Genomic DNA, 19,012 nt, shown 5'->3' on the forward strand with positions numbered 1-19,012 from the left:
CAGCAGGCAGTTGAAAAATGAGCTGACAGCAAAAAAACCGGGAAATCCCGGTTTTATAAGCTTATCTCGGTTCTACAATCAGTTTTATTGCCGTTCTTTCATCGCCATCTATTTCAATGTCAGTAAAAGCAGGAATGCAGATTAAATCAATTCCGCTCGGCGCGACAAATCCCCGGGCAATGGCTACTGCTTTTACAGACTGATTAAGTGCACCCGCACCTATTGCCTGAATTTCAGCAGTTCCTCGCTCACGGATTACTCCCGCCAGTGCACCAGCGACAGAGTTGGGATTGGATTTAGCTGAGACTTTTAAAATTTCCATGAAAAGTACCTCCTTCAAATTGGAAAAGCGTAATACAAGCCACATTGTCTGGTATATTTTTGCTTCCTGTCTGGTGCAGTACATTCTTTTTAACCTTTACCACATTTCTTACACCTGCTAAACCTCAAAAGAATATCTAGTCGAAAAAAGGAGCATCTTCACTAATATGGATTCGCTGTATGGAGGTGCTCCTCCCGGTAGTATCGTCAATTTCAACAACGATACCATTCAGCTGAACAGGGCCGTCTGTGACTTCAAAACGTCCGGGAAGCCCCGTAAGGAAACGATTGATAATTACTTCACGATCCATTCCAAGAATGCCGTTATGAGGGCCTGTCATTCCTGCATCTGACATATAGGCAGTCCCTTTATCCAAAATACGATTATCTGCTGTTGGAACATGAGTGTGGGTACCGATAACTGCTGAAACCCTCCCATTTAAATACCAGGCCAAAGCCTGCTTTTCACTTGTTGCTTCGGCGTGAAAATCAACAAATATTATGGATGTTTCTTTTTCTGCAGCTGCCACCAGCTCGTCCGCTTTTTGAAAAGGGCAGTCTATCGGCGGCATAAACGTCCGGCCCTGCAGGTTTATTACTGCCACTTTCTTTTTCCCTGATTTAATATATCGAAGGCCTTCTCCAGGTACTCCAGGAGGAAAATTAGCTGGACGAACCATTTTATCAGCTTCACTCACAAAGTCAAAAATTTCTTTTTTATCCCACGTGTGATTACCCATCGTCAGAATGTCCGCTCCGGCTTCCAGCAGTTCATGATAAATCTTTTTAGTAATACCTTTTCCAGCTGCAGCATTTTCACCATTCACTATTGTTAATCCAGGTTTATATTTGCTTTTCAGACGGGCTGCATACTGTTTCCAAATATCGCGCCCTGGTGAACCTACTATATCGCCAATAAACATTATTTTCATTTTGTACCCTGCCTCTTTCTCTAAATTAGTCAAAAAAGAAGAGCTATTCCGCAGACAGCAACTTGGTGCCTGCGGGACAGCTCTTTAGAATCCAGCTATTTAGCGTACTCCACAGCCCTTGTCTCCCTTATCACAGTAACTTTGATATGACCAGGGTAATCAAGTTCGTCTTCGATACGCTTTGTAATGTCTCTTGCAAGACGATAGGAATCTTCATCAGAAATAGTATCAGGTTTTACCATGATACGAATTTCCCGTCCTGCCTGGATAGCATACGTTTTTTCTACTCCTTCAAAGGACTCGGAAATTTCCTCCAGCTTTTCAAGACGCTTAATATATGTTTCCAGCGTCTCTCTTCTTGCGCCGGGACGTGCAGCAGATAAAGCATCAGCAGCTGCAACGAGTGTGGCTATAACAGACGTTGCTTCAGTATCGCCGTGATGCGAAGCAATGCTGTTAATCACTACAGGATGTTCTTTGTACTTCGTAGCGAGCTCAACACCAATTTCCACGTGGCTGCCTTCCACTTCGTGGTCGATTGCCTTGCCTAAATCGTGAAGGAGGCCTGCTCTTCTTGCAAGCTGTACGTCTTCTCCGAGTTCAGCTGCCATAATTCCACTCAGATGAGCTACTTCCACGGAATGTTTCAGAACGTTCTGTCCGTAGCTTGTACGGAATTTTAACCGTCCGAGAATTTTTATCAGGTCTGGATGCAGATTATGAATTCCCATCTCGAATGTCGTCTGCTCTCCGTATTCCCGAATCATTTCGTCAACTTCACGGCGTGATTTCTCCACCGTTTCTTCAATTCGTGCAGGGTGAATACGTCCATCCTGCACTAATTTTTCAAGGGAAGTTTTAGCAATTTCACGTCGGATCGGATCGAATCCGGACAATATAACAGCTTCCGGCGTATCATCAATGATAAGATCGATTCCAGTCAGCGTTTCAAGCGCTCTAATATTTCTACCTTCGCGCCCGATAATCCGTCCCTTCATTTCATCGTTGGGCAGATTGACGACAGACACAGTAGTTTCTGCTACATGATCCGCTGCGCACCGCTGAATTGCAAGTGACAGAACTTCCTTCGCGTTTTTGTTAGCTTCCTCTTTCGCACGGGACGTATAATCTTTAATGAAAACTGCTTTTTCGTGACGGAGATCATTCTCCATCGTTTCCATAATCATGTCCCTTGCTTCATCTTTCGTAAATCCTGAAATTCTTTCCATTTCTTCCTGCTGCTTCTTTACCAGTTCCTCGACTCTGCTATTCATGTCGTCGATTTCGAGCTGACGTTCAGACAGCTTCTGCTCCCGGACTTCGAGTGCTTCTTCTTTTTTGTCCAACGTCTCACTTTTACGATCAAGGACTTCTTCCTTTTGAACTAATCGGTTCTCCTGCTTTTGAATGTCGGTACGCCGGTCGCGAAGCTCCTGCTCCGCTTCCAGACGGATTTTGTGGGCTTCATCCTTAGCTTCCAGCACGGCTTCTTTCCTGCTGGATTCTGCTTCCCTCTTCGCATCTTCTATTGTCTGCTTTGCAAGCCTTTCCGCACTGGAAATTTTAGCTTCTGCAATAGATCTACGTACAAAATATCCGACAAAGAACACGATTACTGCAGTGAATAGCAAAATGAGGATTTGCAGCGTCAAATTCATGATTGACTCACCTCCTCATGCTATTTCTGAAGTAGAGCTGATTTTTACGTCTTACTAAATCATTAGCACTAAATTTAAGAACATATCTTCACAGACAAACCAGCGAAAAACGGCCTGTAATAAAGTGTTCCTAATTAATTGTATGCTTCCAAAAGTATTATGTCAAGCACTGGAAATTTCAGGGTTTTTACTATGTTTAAAGTCTTGTTTGGTATTGTCGGAACAAAAATATGAGAGCCGATGTTTAAGATCTGAATTCTGTTAGTTATACGTGATTTTTCTTCTGGAGCTTTCTGAAATTTATCGTTAACAAACTTCGACCCGATTTTTTATAGTTGAACCTGGTTTTAGTTTAACAATATTAAAAAACCGGCAGGAACAATTCCATACCGGTTTTTATCTTATAGAAAAATTATTTTAAATTAAGTCCGCTTTCATCTTCCGGATCCTCAGCATCTCCCGGTGCTTCCGGTGCTTCCACTTCAAGTGGTTCAAGGAGTCCGTAATGTTCTCTGACCCGACGCTCAATTTCTTCCATCGTTCCTTCATTTTCCTTCAGGAACTGCTTGGCATTTTCACGGCCCTGGCCCATTCGTTCACCTTCATAGGAGTACCAGGCACCGCTTTTTTGAATAATATCAAGCTCAGAAGCCATATCAATAAGCGATCCTTCTCTGGAAATACCTTCTCCGTACATAATGTCCACTTCAGCTGTTCGGAATGGAGGAGCGACTTTGTTTTTAACAACCTTTATTTTTGTTTTATTACCTATCATTTCATTTCCCTGCTTCAATGTCTCTGCCCGGCGTACTTCCAGACGTACAGAAGAATAAAATTTCAACGCCCGTCCTCCTGGAGTAGTTTCCGGATTACCGAACATTACACCTACTTTTTCGCGGATCTGGTTAATGAAAACAGCAATCGTATTAGATTTAGAAACCGCCCCGGAAAGCTTTCTTAAAGCCTGGGACATGAGGCGCGCCTGGAGTCCTACATGGCTGTCCCCCATTTCCCCTTCAATTTCCGCTTTCGGGACCAGGGCTGCTACAGAGTCCACAACGATCATATCAACCGCTCCGCTTCGGACAAGTGCTTCTGCAATTTCCAGTGCCTGTTCGCCTGTATCCGGCTGGGATAAAAGCAGTTCATCTATATTGACTCCGAGTCTCTGGGCATAAACCGGATCAAGAGCATGTTCTGCATCAATAAAAGCAGCCTGTCCGCCGTTACGCTGTACTTCTGCAATAGCATGCAGAGCTACAGTCGTTTTACCGGAAGACTCAGGGCCGTATATTTCCACGACACGTCCCCTTGGATAGCCGCCGACCCCAAGAGCAATATCCAGTGCAAGTGTGCCGCTTGAAATAGTAGAGACCCGACGGTCTGTTTGTTCACCGAGTTTCATAATTGATCCTTTACCGAACTGTTTTTCAATTTGTTTGAGCGCCATGTCCAGCGCCTGTTTTCTATCTGACACGAATACATCTCTCCTTTGAATGTTTCTGTATTTTAAAACTTTGTCTTCAAATCCGGAATTGTATACGCCCGGAATGTTTCTGAAATATTCCGGCCCGCGCTGAATTCCTCCGCATCTGCAATTTCTATTTTCAGAATTAGGCAAAGTTATAATTCAGAGGTTTTTGCAAACATCCGTTCGCTTATTTATAGTATATTATAAAAACATCCGCTTCGTCAATCAAAGAGAAGCGGATGTTTGAATATTATTTTCTTCCTGGACGGGGCTTTGCTGGTTCCAGATTAATCTTGGCTCCGCCTACACGAGCGTGCTTAAGACCTTCGTACACGAAAGGTGCTGATTCCTGCGGCACTTCCATGAACGTAAAGTTTTCAAAAATGTCGATTTTACCAATCACTTTTGGACTGATGCCTACAAGCTTCGCTACATCGTCCACGAGTTTTTTAGGCGTCATATCCACATTTCTTCCAACGTTTATAAAGAACCGGGTCATGCCTTTCTGAGCACCGGTGTCACCAAAGTCGTAGGCTTCTGACTTTTTAGTATCATCGTGGCTGTAGAAAGCAAGCTTCAAGAGGGAGCTGACTACTTTGTCTGACGGATACTCACCGAGCAGGTCAGCAACAAGTGATGAATACAGGGAGTCGTCCTGTTCGTTATCCTCAATAAGTTGAACGATCTGAGCTTTCCATCCTTCCTGCTGCTTTTCCACTACTTCCTCTATAGAAGGAATACCACGTGCGGGAATTGGGTTTTTAATTTCACGTTCAATTGAACGCAGATGTTTCATTTCCCGTGGTGTAACAAGAGTGATTGCGATACCTTCACGACCTGCTCTTCCCGTACGTCCAATACGGTGTACATAGCTTTCAGGATCCTGAGGTATATCATAATTAATAACGTGAGTAACGTTCTGAACGTCAATACCACGGGCTGCGACGTCTGTCGCGACAAGAAATTCAATAGTCGACTTACGGAATTTTTTCATAACTACATCCCGCTGCGACTGCGTAAGATCTCCATGAAGCCCGTCTGCCATGTAACCCCTGGCCTGAAGGGATTCTGTAAGTTCTGATACGCCTTTTTTCGTACGGCAGAAGATTATACCGAGATCCAGCGTTTCGCTGTCGATAATGCGGGTCAGGGATTCAAGTTTGTTTTTCTCAAGCACCTTGTAATAAACCTGTTCAATGGAAGGTGCAGCGACTTCTCCCTTATCAATCGTTACATGTTCCGGTTTCGTCATATACTTATTGGAAAGTTTTCGGATTGCCGGAGGCATTGTTGCAGAGAAGAGCAGCGTCTGACGCTCTTCATTGGCGTTTTTGAGTATTTTTTCAATATCATCGATAAAGCCCATATCAAGCATTTCGTCGGCTTCATCAAGCACGAGTGTATTAATACGGTCCAGCTTGATTGTTCCACGGTTTACGTGGTCAAGAATACGACCGGGTGTACCGACTACTACCTGTACCCCACGTTTCAGCGTTTTGATTTGATGGCCGATTGACTGACCGCCGTAAACAGGAAGCGTCTGCACTTTCGTATGCTTTGAAAGCTTTTGAAATTCTCCTGCTACCTGGATAGCCAGTTCACGTGTAGGAGTTAAAATCAACGCCTGGATATGCTTCTGCTTGGAGTTTACATCGTTGATGAGCGGAATACCGAATGCCGCTGTTTTTCCTGTTCCTGTCTGAGCCTGACCAATTACGTCGTGCTTTTTTAAAATTTCAGGAATTACTTTTTCCTGGATAGGAGAAGGGGCTTCAAAGCCCATTTCCTTGATTGCTTTTTGCAGACTGCTAGATATTTCGAATTCTTCAAACTTCGTTTCCATTAATTCATCCACCTTTTTTATTTCGTAACTCTTGAAACAATAAATATAAAGCTTGTTTCACCGCGTACGTACGGATTCTGCTGCGGCTGCCTTTGATTTTAACAAAATGACCTTTTGTACCGGAAGGACTCGCAATACCGATAAACATTTCTCCCGGATCATAACCTTCCATCGGATCAGGACCGGCCGCTCCAGTAAAGCTGACGCCGTAGTCTGACTTGAACAGATCTCTGGCACCTTCTGCCATTGCTTCTGCAGTTTCTTCACTTACTGCACCGTGCTCATCAAGAACTTCTTTAGGAACACCAACCGACGCCTGCTTCGCTTCATTACTATAACATACGACGCCGCCCGGGAAAATCATAGAGGCTCCCGGAAACTTAGTCATCGTATTCGCAAAAGCCCCTCCTGTGAGACTCTCAGCAGAAGCAACGCTTAATTTATTATCACGGAGTATATCGGCTACGATCTGCTCCAGTTCCTTATCGCCTTCTCCATAACAATAATCCCCTGCACGGTCGAGTATTTTTTCCTTCATTTCCTGAAGAAGCGTTTCATTCTCTTCGCGGGAAGATCCTTTTACTGTAAGACGAAGGGCTACTTCTCCATCTGAAGCAAGCGGGGCAATCGTAGGATTTGTCTGCTGTTCCAGAAGATCATCGATTTTTTCGACAAGTCGTGACTCTCCAATTTCGTAAAAACGGAGTACAGAAGACAGTATTTCCTGATGGTCGTTCAGCTGACCTGTGAGATAAGGAAGTGCATAACTCCGGAACATTGCATGAAGCTCTCTCGGCGGCCCGGGAAGCATTATGATCAGTGTCCCGTTATGATCTACCGCCGATCCCCAGGCAAGCCCCTCATCATTGGGAAATGATTCAGCTCCTTCAGGCACAAGTGCCTGTTTCAGGTTATTATCCGTCATAGGGCGGTCACGGTCGCGAAAAAATACTTCCAGCTGATCTTTAGCATTTTCATCATATACAAGTTTGCGGCCAATCATTTCGGACACTGTCTCCCGTGTAATATCATCCTTGGTGGGACCAAGCCCTCCTGTCAGGATGAGAATATCTGCCCGGGCGACAGCTGTTTCCACAGCGTCCCTGAGACGATCTTTATTATCCCCGACGTTCTGATGAAAATACACATCGATCCCGATTGAAGAAAGCTGCTTGGATAGAAAAGTAGCATTAGTGTTATCAATCTGTCCGAGAATAAGTTCAGAGCCTACTCCGATAATTTCTGCATTCATTTAAATAGTTCCTCCTACTCCGCACTTGTAAGAACATGTTTATTTTTAATAAAATAATCCACCCCGGAAAATACTGTCAATATTACTGCAGTGTAAATCATAATAAGATCAAACGGGATTCCTGCCAGTGCAAACACGGGGTTATGCAAAAGAACAGCAGCAGCAGCTACAATTTGGCTTACAGTTTTCCACTTGCCCCAAATACTCGCAGCGATCACTTCCCCGCTTCCGGAAGCAACCAGTCTCAGGCCGGTAACAGCAAATTCCCTGCTTAAAATGACAACAGCAGCCCACGCCGGAAACATATCCAGCCCGACCAGGCCGACAAATGCTGCAGTGATAAGCAGTTTATCCGCAAGCGGATCGAGAAATTTCCCCATGTTAGTGACCAGGTTGTATTTACGGGCGTAGTAGCCATCAAGCCAGTCTGTTCCTGCTGCGACTATGAAAATAATGGCAGCAATAAAATGGGAGACAGGGACCTCAGCTCCGAGAATACCTAACGATCCCCAGTTAAAATCGATCAGTAGAAAAATCATAAAAATTGGTATTAGCAATATTCGCGAGATTGTAATCTGATTAGGTATATTCATAGTACCCTCCCTGAGCAGACTGAGTACAACTGATATGTAAGCCGTATTTATTTTAACAAAAACCACCATTAAATGCGAACGATCTTTCTGTTTTCTGGTTACTTATTATCAATTGATGCGCGCCGCTGATTATATGCTTACTATACCACTTAATTTACAGTTTAAATCAGCAAATGCCGATGGACACCGGCTGAAGTCAAAAAAAAAGCACCCATATCCAGACTAAAAGGCCGGAAGGGCACTTCTTTTACGGAGAAACTCTTTCAACTATAACATACTTTCGGGTCTGATCGTTAACATATTCTAATTCTTCTCCATTAATAAATATGCGGGCAGTTCTGGCATTGCCGAGATTGAAAGTTACAGCGTCGTCACCGTTCAGATCGAAAGATATTTCTTCTCCTTCTCCATGCTCCTGCTGGTGAATTTCACTGTCATTTTCATCAAGAATCTGAATCCAGCTGTTTCCGGTAAAATTCAGCTCGATTTCCCATTCTTCCGGGCCATCGAATGTGTAATAGAACCTGTTGTCCTCCTGCTCAGAAAAGTTGAGGCTTCCGCCCTCATTGTTGTTATCGTTATCTGAATCGGTCTCCCCGGAATTTTCATTCCCGCTTTCGTCTGCAGGATTGTCGTTCACTTCCACACCATTTTCCTGCTGATCATTGTTCACAGCAGTTCTTTCAGGCTGATCGTTATCCTGAATAAAAAACCATACAGCGAGTCCGACAATTAAAATAAAACCAATGCCGAAAAGTGTCGGCAGCAGGGAGGAAGAGGAATTGGGTCTGGATCTTCCGGCTGTACGGGTACGTTCAGCTCTTCGGGGAAGATCGGCAGCTTCCGGTTTTTCAAGTTTGGGAAGCTCTTCTTCATAAGCGGCAAAAATTTCCGTGGTATTGAGATGGACAGTCTCAGCATACGTTTTTACAAATGCTCTCGCGTAAAAGTCTCCGGGCATGCTGGAGAAATCCCCCTCCTCGATTGCCTCGAGGTATCTTTTCTGAATTTTTGTTCTTTTCTGCAGTTCGTCCAGTGACCATCCTTTTTCAAGCCGTGCTGATTTTAGCTTTTCACCCAGTTCTGACATTCTCCCACCTACTAACTAAAGGTAATATTAAAAAGAAGAATATTCCTGTTCCACATCTTCGTAGGAAATTACTTGATTTTCATCACTTCGAAGTTCAATGATGTAGTCAAAGTCATCAATCGTATATTCTGTGGACCTCACGAATATATCCGGATGTTCCACCACTTTCGTTGCAGGAAGACGCATCATTTCAGAAACGAGCATGTGGTGTTTTTCAGATCCTCTCATGGTAGACACAATTCCATCTATTATATATATGTTATCTTCGAGCATTTCATCATCCGCCAGCTGGCTCCGTATTGTCTGCTTTAATAACGTGGAGGACAGAAATGACCACTTGCGGTTGGCGCAGACGCTGGCAGCTACGATCGATTCTGTTTTACCGACCCGCGGCATGCCCCGGATTCCAATAAGGCGGTGTCCTTCTTTCATAAATATTTCCGCCATAAAATCGACAAGAATACCGAGTTCATCCCTCACAAAGCGGAATGTTTTCTTTTCGTCTTCATCGCGGACGATGTACCGGCCGTGACGCACAGCAAGCCTGTCCCGGAGTTTAGGCTCCCGGAGTTTCAGTAGTGTGATAACATCCATCGTATCCATAATGTGTCTGAGGCGCATGATTGCTTCATCACTCTGGCTCCGGATCAGAAGACCACGCCGCTGATGCTCTACTCCATTGATAGTGGAAATGTTAATACGCAGCATTCCGAGAAGCGAAGCAATTTCACCAAGCAGACCCGGACGGTTTTCGTGTATCTGGTATTCCATATACCATTCCTTCTTTTCCATCACTGCACACCCCTTCTACAGCAGAGCTGTTTATTTATATCATAAACGTAAGTGGGACGTTTGAAAAGAAAAGCTGACATGGATGATTTGTTTAAGTATACCATCCACCGTTTACCTGAAGAACATGGCCGCTGATATAACTGGAATCTTTTTCTGAAAGAAAAGTGATACAGGACGCTATTTCTTCAGGTTTTGCAAACCGTGATAAAGGGATTTCACTCGTAATCTCCCGCTGCTCCTCAGGAGAATACATTTTCATCATATCTGACTCTACCGCTCCAGGAGCTACTGCGTTGACACGTATGCCGCTTGGAGCTGTTTCCTTCGCTAAAGACTTAACAAGACCATTCTGTGCAGCTTTGCAGGTAGAGTAGGTGACTTCCATCGACGCTCCAGTTTCTCCCCAGATGGACGAAACGAAAATAATGTTTCCACTCTGTCTTTGAATCATATGAGGAAGCAAGGAACGGATGATGGCCGCAGGAGTTATGACAGCAATATTCATTTCTTCACTCATTTTTCCGAATGCCTCCTCCTGAAACAGCATCGGCCTGGATACTCCCGCACTGTGTAAGAGCAGGGCTGGAGTATCCGGAAGCTCTGCCAGTGTTTCCACCGTAAGACCGGGATTATTAAAATCCGCCTGGAAAAGCGTTACTTTAGTAACTGGGACAAGCTCTTCCTTAAGCTTTTCCGCTTTTTCTTTATTGTGGCAGTAGTGAAGAATCAAATTATACTTTTCAGCGAGGGCCTCAGCTGCAGCTTGTCCAATACTGCCTGTAGCTCCTGTAATTAAAGCCCAGGGCTTCATTATTCACTGACCTCCGGCTTTATTACACAGGCTGAAAGCCTCGTCTCTGTGTCAAAATGAGTCTGCAGGGTTGACTGGAGACTTTCAGGCGTAAGTTCTTCGAGCACAGGAATCACATCAAAAAGGTGCATGTCGTTAAAGTAATACCTCGTAAACTGATTGGCGATGTATTCCGGTGAATTCATTGCCCGGAGGAAAAAACCAATTTTCTTTTTTCTGATTCTCCTGAAGCTTTCTTCGTCGAAGGGCTGCTTTTTAAACTCTTCGATTAACTCAGTAATTTTTCCTGCCAATGATTCAGGTTCACTGGAATCTCCTCCAATCACAGTAAAACCAAAACCTTTTTCAGCCGTATAGTCAAAGCTGAAAGAATCATCTATTAAACCGGAAGAAAAAAGATCCTGATAATTTTTCGAACTTTGACCAAACATCATTTCCAGAAGGAGCTGAACAGAAAGTTCATGTTTCAGCAGTTCCCTGCCCTGCTTATCCGGTTCTGATTCCTTAATGCCTACCAGTGTCTTTCCTACTTTTACAGGCATCGGAATTGTTTTCATCTTTTCGGACACCTGGCCCGGCTCGTCCGAAAAGAAGCGCTGTGGGCTTTCGGCTGCCGGAAAATTCTTTTCTTTTTGATTCTGTTCAATAAAATTCATCACTTTTTCCGGTTCTACATTTCCAACAATAAACATTGTCATATTTGCCGGATGATAGAATGTCCTGTAGCACATATATAAATCATCTTTTGTGATACGGCCGATAGACTCTGCTGTCCCGGCTATATCTGTCTTGACAGGGTGGTTCTGATACATAGCCTGCAGGAGACCAAAAAAGTTCTGCCAGTCTGGGTTGTCTTCATACATGCTGATTTCCTGTTCAATTATTCCTTTTTCCTTTTCCACTGTTTCCTCCGTGAAATACGGATATTGGACAAAATTCAGCAGAGTTTTCAAATTTGTTTCTACGTTGGAGGTACTTGAAAATAAATAAGCTGTCCTCGTAAAGCTCGTAAAAGCATTGGCACTTGCCCCCTGCCTGCTGAAATCCTGAAAAACATCACCATTTTCATCTTCAAACATTTTATGTTCAAGAAAATGGGCTATTCCATCCGGAACTTTTACGCTTTCCTTTTCTCCCAGAGGAACAAATTCGTTATCTACCGACCCGTATTTTGTTGTGAAAGTTGCATAAGTTTTGTTAAACCCCGGTTTTGGAAGAATGAATACATCCAGCCCATTCGCAAGTTTTTTCCTATATAAAGTTTCCTGAAGCTGATCGAATGCTACCTGCTCCATCATTAATTCCCTCCCTTTCCATAAAGAAAGTACGTAGTATCTTTAACTATTTTGGAAGCTGCCCGGACAATATCTTCTTTGGATACTTGATCAATTTCTTTAACCCAGTCTTCGGCCCTGATCTTCCGGCCTGCTATTGCTCCATGATACTCCAGTTCAATTCTTCCTCTTGGCACATCGATAGTTTCCAGAATTTGATTTTTCAGGACTGCTTTCGTCTGGGAGATATCTTCTTCTGTAAAATTCCCGGATTTCATGTCTTCCATCTGCTTATCTATAATGGTTACAGCCTCTTCGTATTTGTCTGATTCAATGCCGGAAAGTACGAGAAGCAGTCCCTTGTGACTTTCAACACGTGAAGCTGCGTAATAAGCCAGGCTGGCTTTTTCCCGGACATTCACAAACAGCTTGGAATGAGGAGAACCCCCGAACAGACTGTTGAATACCTGCAGAGCAAAGTAATCCTTATCACCAAACGTTGTTCCTGTCCGGTATCCTATGTGAAGCTTGGCCTGCTGGATCTGCTGTTCCTCTTTTACAAGGCGGGGCTTCTCAGATTCTTTAGTACCTTCTGTGCTGTAGGGCACAGGCTCGTTGTTTGTTACCTGCAGATACTGCTCAACAAAATTTTTAATTTCTTCTTCTTCCACGTCACCTACAACATATAAATCCAGCACTGATTCCCGGAGCATTTGTTTATATACTTCGTAGAGGGAAGCCCCTGTTATATTATCCAGGTCTTCTTCAAACCCGAGTATAGGAAGTGCATAAGCTTCTGCCCTGCACATTTCCTCATTCAGCCTCATACCGGCATACCTCATTTTGTCATCGTAAATACCGGCGATTTTCTGACGGTGGGATCTTTTTTCCTCTTCTACTGCCTCTGCCGGAAAACTCTCATTTTCAGTGAGGGGATAAAGCAGTACAGAAGCGAGAAGCTGAACCGCCCGGCCGGTAAGCGGTGTATTATCTGAAAGAAATTTTTCATTAGCAACTTCAATCCGGAACGTAATTACGTGGTGTTCTCCTTTTTTTACGACATCAGCAGTCAGGTGGGCGCCGTATAATTCTTCAAGGGCCCCCTGTATATACTGTCTGCCCGGAAAATGTTCAGTTCCTCTTTCCAGTACGGAAGGAAGAAGGGCCCGCGCGGTCACAGTTTCTCTCGAAAGTTTTGTACGTACCTGCAGTACGAAGGTTGTTGTTTTAAAAGTTTTCACCGGCATAATATGTGTATTAATAGAGTTGATTGTTACATTTTCCAATCAGATCATCCTTTCTTTCCATTAGTTTAACTTCTCTTATTATCCATTTTATACAATTTTTCGTTCTGGACACCTGTAAGAAAATATAGTTCCTCTCACCTGTTCAAACTGTTAAAATACACGTTTTCTTAAGACGTGAAATTTGAATTTATCTGCGCGGAAATAGTTTATAGAGTAAAGCACGGGTTCTTCATTTTCATCGTAATGCATTTGTTTCAAAACGAGCAGAGCTGTTTCAGGCCCGCATTCAAGTATTTCTGAAATAGTATCGTGATAGCCTATCGGCTCAATCTGAGTCATGGCATAGGCGATAGTGGTCCCTTTCTTTTCAAGCTGGTCAAACAGGGATTGATTTTCATGAGGAACGTAATCACTTACAAGCTGTGCCGGAATTTTATCGAGGCAGTACACGACGGGCTCGTCGTCGGCCGTACGGACACGTTCAATCGTTATCATTTCATTAAGATCATCATTATGAAACCTGTGTTTATCTTCCTCTTCTGCCGTATTTATTGAAGAAGATAAAAAAATAGTTCCTGGCTCCTTCTTTCCCCTCCGAATCATGTCAGTAACACTGAACAGCTCCTCGATCCCGGAAGAAAACAGCGGCCGGGAATTAATAAAGGTCCCGACTCCATGACGACGGATCACAACACTCTCATCTTCCAGCATACGCAGTGCTTCCCTTAAAGTCGCCCGGCTTACTCCGAGCTGTTTGGAAAGTTGAAACTCTGAAGGAAGCCGCTCACCTGTTTCATAATTTCCTGTTTCAATATCATCTTTTATTTTATCGATTACTTGAAGATATAAAGGTCTTGAGTCTGATTTAATCATCCCGTTTTCCCCCTGCCCGTCTGATTTATTATTTTATACTTTATCACGAAAAAAGCCCTGTCACTAATTCTTCATCGGTCAAGATTCTTCAGAACGGGCTGCCAAAACTTCCCGGGGCTTGCTGCCTTCGTACGGGCCGACTACTCCCCTTTGTTCCATTTCATCTATTAATCTTGCGGCCCTCGAGTATCCAATACGGAATCTTCTCTGGAGGAGAGAAACTGAAGCAGTCTGCATGTGAGTTACAAGCTGTACTGCATCCGTATAAAGTTCGTCTTCCGCCTCACCCATTTCTTTATCAGGTACATCTGAAGGTATCATATCTTCGGCATACTGAGCCTGCTGCTGTTCAATGCAGTGGCGAACAACGCTTTCGACTTCTTCATCTCCGAGAAAGGCTCCCTGAATCCGGGTAGCTTTGTTGGAACCGACGGGCATAAACAGCATATCTCCTTTTCCAAGCAGTTTTTCTGCTCCGTTGCTGTCCAGGATAGTCCTGGAATCCGTGGAGCTGGACACACCGAAAGCGATACGCGAAGGTATATTAGCTTTGATTACTCCTGTAATAACGTCAACGGATGGACGCTGTGTCGCTATAATAAGATGAATTCCTGCCGCACGTGCCATCTGGGCAAGCCTTGTTATAGCATCTTCCACTTCTCCGGAAGCTACCATCATAAGGTCCGCAAGTTCATCCACAAGCACTACAATATAAGGAAGCGGGTTATAAGGATCTTCTTTACGGTTTTCGTTTTCCTTCATGATATGCTGATTGTATCCTTCAATATTACGGGTACCTGTAGAAGCAAACAGTTCATAGCGCCGTTCCATTTCACTAACAACTTTTTTCAGCGCCTGGGCAGCTTTTTTAGGCTCAGTAACTACAGGAGCCAGCAGATGTGGAATACCGTTATACACGTTCAGCTCCACCATCTTAGGATCAATCATCATCAGCTTAACTTCATGCGGCTTGCTCCGCAGCAGGATGCTCACAATTATTCCATTAATACACACACTTTTTCCGCTTCCTGTAGCACCGGCCACCAAAAGATGCGGCATTTTGTTCAATTCTGCCATCACTGCATCTCCCGATATATCGCGTCCGAGTGCGATAGCCAGCGGATTCTGTTTCGTTTTCATACCCGGGGATTCAAGTACCTCCCTCAGCGTAACGAGTGAAACATCCTGATTCGGAACTTCGATACCAATAGCTGATTTCCCAGGTATAGGAGCTTCCATTCTGATATCTTTAGCTGCAAGAGCCAGTGCCAGATCATCGGTCAGATTTACAATTTTACTGACTTTTACACCGGTGGAAGGGTAAACTTCATACTTTGTCACGGAAGGCCCGAGATGTACTTTCGTTACTTTTGCAGAAACACCAAAGCTTGAGAGCGTTTCTTCCAGCTTACGGGCATTTTTGGAAAGAAGCGAATGTTCTTTCGCCTGGGACTGCTTGACAGGTGTCTGCAAAAGTTCCGGTGAAGGAAGCTGATAATCCACATTTTCCTGTTCCTGAACGACAAGGGACGCCCCTTCTTTACTTTCGTCTGTATGTCCGGATTCCACGTTAGTCTCTACTGGTGCGGGTTCCGGTGATTTTTCAATTGGGTCGTAGGCATTGGCTGTAAAGTCGTATATTTCCGGTTCCCTGTTTTCTGTCTCTTCAACATTTTCTTTCTGCTTTGCTTCTGGTGGGTCCTGCTCTGCTTCTTGTGAAGGATTCTTGACTGCTTCTGTTTTTCTGCTTTTCCACCGTTCTTTCATATCGGATTGAAATCTTGAAAAAATAGCAGTAGTTTTATCCAGCAGTCCTTTCCAGAACGGTTTCTGCTTTTCACTGCTCTGCCTTAAAATTTCTACAAATGACCTGCCTGTTAATATAATCAGCCCCGAAGCCGTAATACCTATACCGAGAAGCACAGCGCCGGCCGCGGCAATGAGCTGATAGGCCGTCTGAAATAAAGCAGCCCCTATTATCCCTCCGGAAACACTCTGAGGATTCCCGAAATTGTTTATATAGTATTGAAAGGGAGTCTGAAAACTGCTGTCGGGAAGATAATTATGTAGAGGCAGATGGAACAGCATCATTAACCCTAAAGAAGTCACGAATATTCCTGCAGCTCTTCTTGTCCATAATTCTGGAAGTCTCCTTTTCCACATAAAAAACAGTGAAAATAAAACGAGTCCTGCATTTAAAACAGGGTGTAGACTTCCTGAAATAAAGCGGAGAACAGATCTTCCTGCTTCACCTGCAGGTCCCAATCCGAGAAGTATCACAACTGAAATAATGAGCAGAAAGAGCCCGGTAACTTCTATTATGAGGGCCTGTTTCCACTGTTGATGTTTTTTTGTCGTCTTTCTGGCCGGACGCCCTGGTTTCTTTTTTGTAGATTTCACTGCCAAAGTGAGCACTCCTTTATTTCAGCTTTACTTTACGAACGTTTGTTTTTCTCTTATTATTTTACCACGCAGACACTCTATGTAAAAGCAGCTCTGCTTTTTATCATGATTCCAGCGGTTACTGTCTTCTTAATTTTCTCTTGCGATCGCAACTTCATTATTGAAGTTTCAGGCTGTTGATAAAGTGTTTTTTCATGTATGGATTATGCTGCTCTGCTTACGCCTTCCTGGATCGCCCAGGAGTCGCCTGTGCGTCTGCTGCAGGGAAAGCAAAAAAGTTTTCTTTTCTAGAAAATATCCTTAAAAAAGCCGTTTTCTGATAAAGAAATGGCTCCAGCTGCGTAACGTCCGGTGGAACCGGCACTATTATTTCCTGTTCCGTGAACTTCCCAACTGCCATAAGAATCCCTTCTTAAACGCAGGAGTGTCCAAAATAAGAGGGGCACTACCCAGCCTCGGTAAGAGAAGGGGGTTATACAATGACTGGAATAAATATTCTGCATTAATCATTTAATCAACAAACTTCGACTACTTACTTGAAGTTTCTGCTCCAGTGGTTTTCGTTAACTTCCGTTACAGAATAAAATAAAAAGGAGATATCCTCCATGCCGGCTCGGGCATGGGGAACATCTCCGCAACGGAAATTTTATCAGGCTTCCATAATAATCGGCATAATCATCGGACGGCGTTTTGTTTTTTCATATAAATAGCGGCTTAGTTTGTCCCGCACATGACTTTTCAGCTGAGACCACTCTGTCTGATTTTGTTCCATCGCCTCTCCGAGAGACTTCGTCACAAGATCCTCCGCTTCTTTAATCAATTTTTCTGATTCTCTTACGTACACAAATCCTCTTGAAATAATATCCGGTCCAGAGAGAATTTTATCATGTTTTTTGTTCAGTGTAACAACGACGACAAGTATACCGTCTTTGGAAAGAAGTCTGCGGTCCCGAAGCACAATGTTACCTACATCTCCCACACCAAGGCCATCGATAAGAACGTGCCCGGAAGGAATTTTATTAGTACGTTTTCCTTTCCTTTTAGAAAACTCAGCAATCTCTCCTTTTTCCAGCAGATAAATGTTGTCCTTTTCCACATGAACAGATTCTGCAAGCTGTTTATGAGCATACTGCATACGGAATTCACCGCTTACAGGTATAAAATGCTGGGGCTTGACTAAATTCAGAAGCAGCTTCAATTCTTCCTGGCTCGCGTGGCCGGAAACGTGAATTTTTTTCGTTTTTCCGTAAACAACGTCTGCTCCTGTCCGGGAAATTGAATCGATCAGCTGGGAAACAAGTTTCTCATTGCCCGGATTCGGCATAGCCGAAATTACAACACGGTCTTTCTTTTCAAGCTTAAACAGCGGGTGGGAGCCTTTGCCCATCCGTGCGAGTTCGCTCACAGGTTCGCCCTGGCTTCCCGTAGTCAGAATAACCAGATCTTCGCGCGCGCTCTGCTTAACTTCTTTTTTATTGATGAAAGTTTCATTTTCATCTGTCAAATAGCCCATATCGAGAGCAATGGAAGTCGCTCTTTCGATGTCCTTTCCTACAACGACAATTTTTCTTTCCTGATTTTCAGCAGCTTTTATAACCTGCTGAATACGATGTATATCTGATGCTACAGTGGACACGACGATTGCTTTGGGCGCTTCATGAAAAGCTTCTTTCAATCCCTCTGCGACCAGTGATTCCGACGGAGTATAACCCGGGGTTTCCGCGTTACTGCTGTCCGAGAGAAGACATAGAACGCCTTTGGAACCAATTTCAGTAAGTTTATCAATGTCCATTGTTTTTCCATCCACCGGATTTTGATCGAATTTAAAATCTCCAGTGTAAAGGATCGGTCCCTGTGAAGTATGAATCACAATTCCGAGAGAATCCGGTATGCTGTGATTAGTCTGGAAAAAACTTACCGGCGTTTTGGCAATTTTTATTTTGGAATCGGCGTGGACTTCGTGAAATTTCGGACGTTTTTTCAGTTTAATTTCATCACATTGATCTTTCAGCAGTGCAAGGGTGAACTTTGAACCGTAGACCGGAGCTTTCAAATCCCGCAGCAGGTAAGGCACCGCTCCAATATGTTCTTCGTGACCATGGGACAGTATAATAGCTTTTACCCGGTCTTTGTTTTCTATAAGGTAGCTTGTATCCGGAATGACGATATCTACTCCGAGCATATCATCTTCGGGATGCATGCACCCGGCGTCGAGAATAAAAATATCTTCATCCAGTTCCACAACGTAAAGATTTTTTCCTGTTTCTCCCAATCCGCCGAGGGCGAATATACGTATTTTTTCTGTTTGTTGATTTGACAATGAATGTTCCTCCTGTTTTATATATTCAAGCCCGTTCTCTGCCTCTCGAAACAAGTATACATGAAGTATGTTTTCTACTACAAGCACTGCAGATAAAATATTTCCTGCTCTGCCCGTTGTTTCCCATAAAAA

Annotated in this window: 15 protein-coding genes; all 15 read right to left on the reverse strand. The window is 43.8% G+C overall.

Annotation, left to right across the window (positions count from 1 at the left end; genetic code table 11):
* Positions 1–61 precede the first annotated feature (61 nt).
* The 15 genes from C6Y45_RS04560 to C6Y45_RS04635 all read right to left on the reverse strand — a co-directional run bounded on the left by C6Y45_RS04560 (position 62) and on the right by C6Y45_RS04635 (position 18,880).
* Positions 62–322 carry a stage V sporulation protein S gene (locus C6Y45_RS04560; RefSeq protein ID WP_107583854.1) on the reverse strand — a complete coding sequence of 87 codons (261 nt, stop codon included), beginning with the start codon at positions 320–322 and terminating at the stop codon, positions 62–64.
* Positions 323–458: 136 nt separating this feature from the next.
* Positions 459–1,253, reverse strand: a complete 795-nt coding sequence (locus C6Y45_RS04565) for a TIGR00282 family metallophosphoesterase (RefSeq protein ID WP_107583855.1) — start codon at positions 1,251–1,253, stop codon at positions 459–461.
* A gap of 95 nt (positions 1,254–1,348) precedes the next feature.
* Positions 1,349–2,911: a ribonuclease Y gene (gene rny / locus C6Y45_RS04570; protein WP_107583856.1), complete on the reverse strand. Its 1,563-nt coding sequence runs from the start codon at positions 2,909–2,911 to the stop codon at positions 1,349–1,351.
* A 412-nt stretch (positions 2,912–3,323) separates the two neighbouring features.
* The gene (gene recA, locus C6Y45_RS04575; RefSeq protein WP_107583857.1) at positions 3,324–4,388 is read right to left on the reverse strand and encodes a recombinase RecA; all 1,065 of its coding nucleotides are present in this window, start codon (positions 4,386–4,388) and stop codon (positions 3,324–3,326) included.
* A gap of 244 nt (positions 4,389–4,632) precedes the next feature.
* Positions 4,633–6,225 (reverse strand): DEAD/DEAH box helicase, encoded by a 1,593-nt coding sequence (locus C6Y45_RS04580; RefSeq protein ID WP_107583858.1) that lies wholly within the window; start codon positions 6,223–6,225, stop codon positions 4,633–4,635.
* A gap of 4 nt (positions 6,226–6,229) precedes the next feature.
* The gene (locus C6Y45_RS04585; protein WP_107583859.1) at positions 6,230–7,477 is read right to left on the reverse strand and encodes a competence/damage-inducible protein A; all 1,248 of its coding nucleotides are present in this window, start codon (positions 7,475–7,477) and stop codon (positions 6,230–6,232) included.
* 14 nt (positions 7,478–7,491) lie between these two features.
* Positions 7,492–8,070 (reverse strand): CDP-diacylglycerol--glycerol-3-phosphate 3-phosphatidyltransferase, encoded by a 579-nt coding sequence (pgsA, locus tag C6Y45_RS04590; protein WP_107583860.1) that lies wholly within the window; start codon positions 8,068–8,070, stop codon positions 7,492–7,494.
* 247 nt (positions 8,071–8,317) lie between these two features.
* Positions 8,318–9,160 (reverse strand): helix-turn-helix domain-containing protein, encoded by an 843-nt coding sequence (locus C6Y45_RS04595; protein ID WP_107583861.1) that lies wholly within the window; start codon positions 9,158–9,160, stop codon positions 8,318–8,320.
* Positions 9,161–9,187: 27 nt separating this feature from the next.
* Entirely contained in the window at positions 9,188–9,952 is a 765-nt protein-coding gene (locus C6Y45_RS04600) for a DUF3388 domain-containing protein (RefSeq protein ID WP_107583862.1), read from the reverse strand.
* A 91-nt stretch (positions 9,953–10,043) separates the two neighbouring features.
* Positions 10,044–10,763 carry an elongation factor P 5-aminopentanone reductase gene (gene ymfI / locus C6Y45_RS04605; protein WP_107583863.1) on the reverse strand — a complete coding sequence of 240 codons (720 nt, stop codon included), beginning with the start codon at positions 10,761–10,763 and terminating at the stop codon, positions 10,044–10,046.
* Complete coding sequence (gene yfmH, locus C6Y45_RS04610) at positions 10,763–12,058, reverse strand: EF-P 5-aminopentanol modification-associated protein YfmH (RefSeq protein WP_107584000.1); 1,296 nt, start codon at positions 12,056–12,058, stop codon at positions 10,763–10,765. Before yfmH ends, ymfI begins: the two co-directional genes overlap by 1 nt.
* A gap of 2 nt (positions 12,059–12,060) precedes the next feature.
* Positions 12,061–13,323, reverse strand: coding sequence for an EF-P 5-aminopentanol modification-associated protein YfmF (yfmF, locus tag C6Y45_RS04615; RefSeq protein WP_245922557.1), 1,263 nt, complete (start codon positions 13,321–13,323; stop codon positions 12,061–12,063).
* Positions 13,324–13,434: 111 nt separating this feature from the next.
* Positions 13,435–14,157: a GntR family transcriptional regulator gene (locus tag C6Y45_RS04620; RefSeq protein ID WP_107583864.1), complete on the reverse strand. Its 723-nt coding sequence runs from the start codon at positions 14,155–14,157 to the stop codon at positions 13,435–13,437.
* 78 nt (positions 14,158–14,235) lie between these two features.
* Entirely contained in the window at positions 14,236–16,557 is a 2,322-nt protein-coding gene (locus C6Y45_RS04625; RefSeq protein WP_107584001.1) for an FtsK/SpoIIIE family DNA translocase, read from the reverse strand.
* 652 nt (positions 16,558–17,209) lie between these two features.
* On the reverse strand, positions 17,210–18,880 hold the full coding sequence (locus C6Y45_RS04635; RefSeq protein WP_107584002.1) for a ribonuclease J: 1,671 nt from the start codon (positions 18,878–18,880) through the stop codon (positions 17,210–17,212).
* Positions 18,881–19,012 lie beyond the last annotated feature (132 nt).

The sequence above is a fragment of the Alkalicoccus saliphilus genome, from assembly GCF_003044065.1.
GTDB lineage: Bacteria > Bacillota > Bacilli > Bacillales > Salisediminibacteriaceae > Alkalicoccus > Alkalicoccus saliphilus.

Excerpts from the sequence above, each read along its gene's own strand:
- C6Y45_RS04560 (WP_107583854.1), bottom strand. The coding sequence starts at position 322 with ATGGAAATTTTAAAAGTCTCAGCTAAATCCAATCCCAACTCTGTCGCT.
- C6Y45_RS04565 (WP_107583855.1), bottom strand. The coding sequence starts at position 1,253 with ATGAAAATAATGTTTATTGGCGATATAGTAGGTTCACCAGGGCGCGAT.
- rny (WP_107583856.1), bottom strand. The coding sequence starts at position 2,911 with ATGAATTTGACGCTGCAAATCCTCATTTTGCTATTCACTGCAGTAATC.
- C6Y45_RS04580 (WP_107583858.1), bottom strand. The coding sequence starts at position 6,225 with ATGGAAACGAAGTTTGAAGAATTCGAAATATCTAGCAGTCTGCAAAAA.
- C6Y45_RS04585 (WP_107583859.1), bottom strand. The coding sequence starts at position 7,477 with ATGAATGCAGAAATTATCGGAGTAGGCTCTGAACTTATTCTCGGACAG.
- pgsA (WP_107583860.1), bottom strand. The coding sequence starts at position 8,070 with ATGAATATACCTAATCAGATTACAATCTCGCGAATATTGCTAATACCA.
- C6Y45_RS04595 (WP_107583861.1), bottom strand. The coding sequence starts at position 9,160 with ATGTCAGAACTGGGTGAAAAGCTAAAATCAGCACGGCTTGAAAAAGGA.
- C6Y45_RS04600 (WP_107583862.1), bottom strand. The coding sequence starts at position 9,952 with ATGGAAAAGAAGGAATGGTATATGGAATACCAGATACACGAAAACCGT.
- ymfI (WP_107583863.1), bottom strand. The coding sequence starts at position 10,763 with ATGAAGCCCTGGGCTTTAATTACAGGAGCTACAGGCAGTATTGGACAA.
- yfmH (WP_107584000.1), bottom strand. The coding sequence starts at position 12,058 with ATGGAGCAGGTAGCATTCGATCAGCTTCAGGAAACTTTATATAGGAAA.
- C6Y45_RS04620 (WP_107583864.1), bottom strand. The coding sequence starts at position 14,157 with ATGATTAAATCAGACTCAAGACCTTTATATCTTCAAGTAATCGATAAA.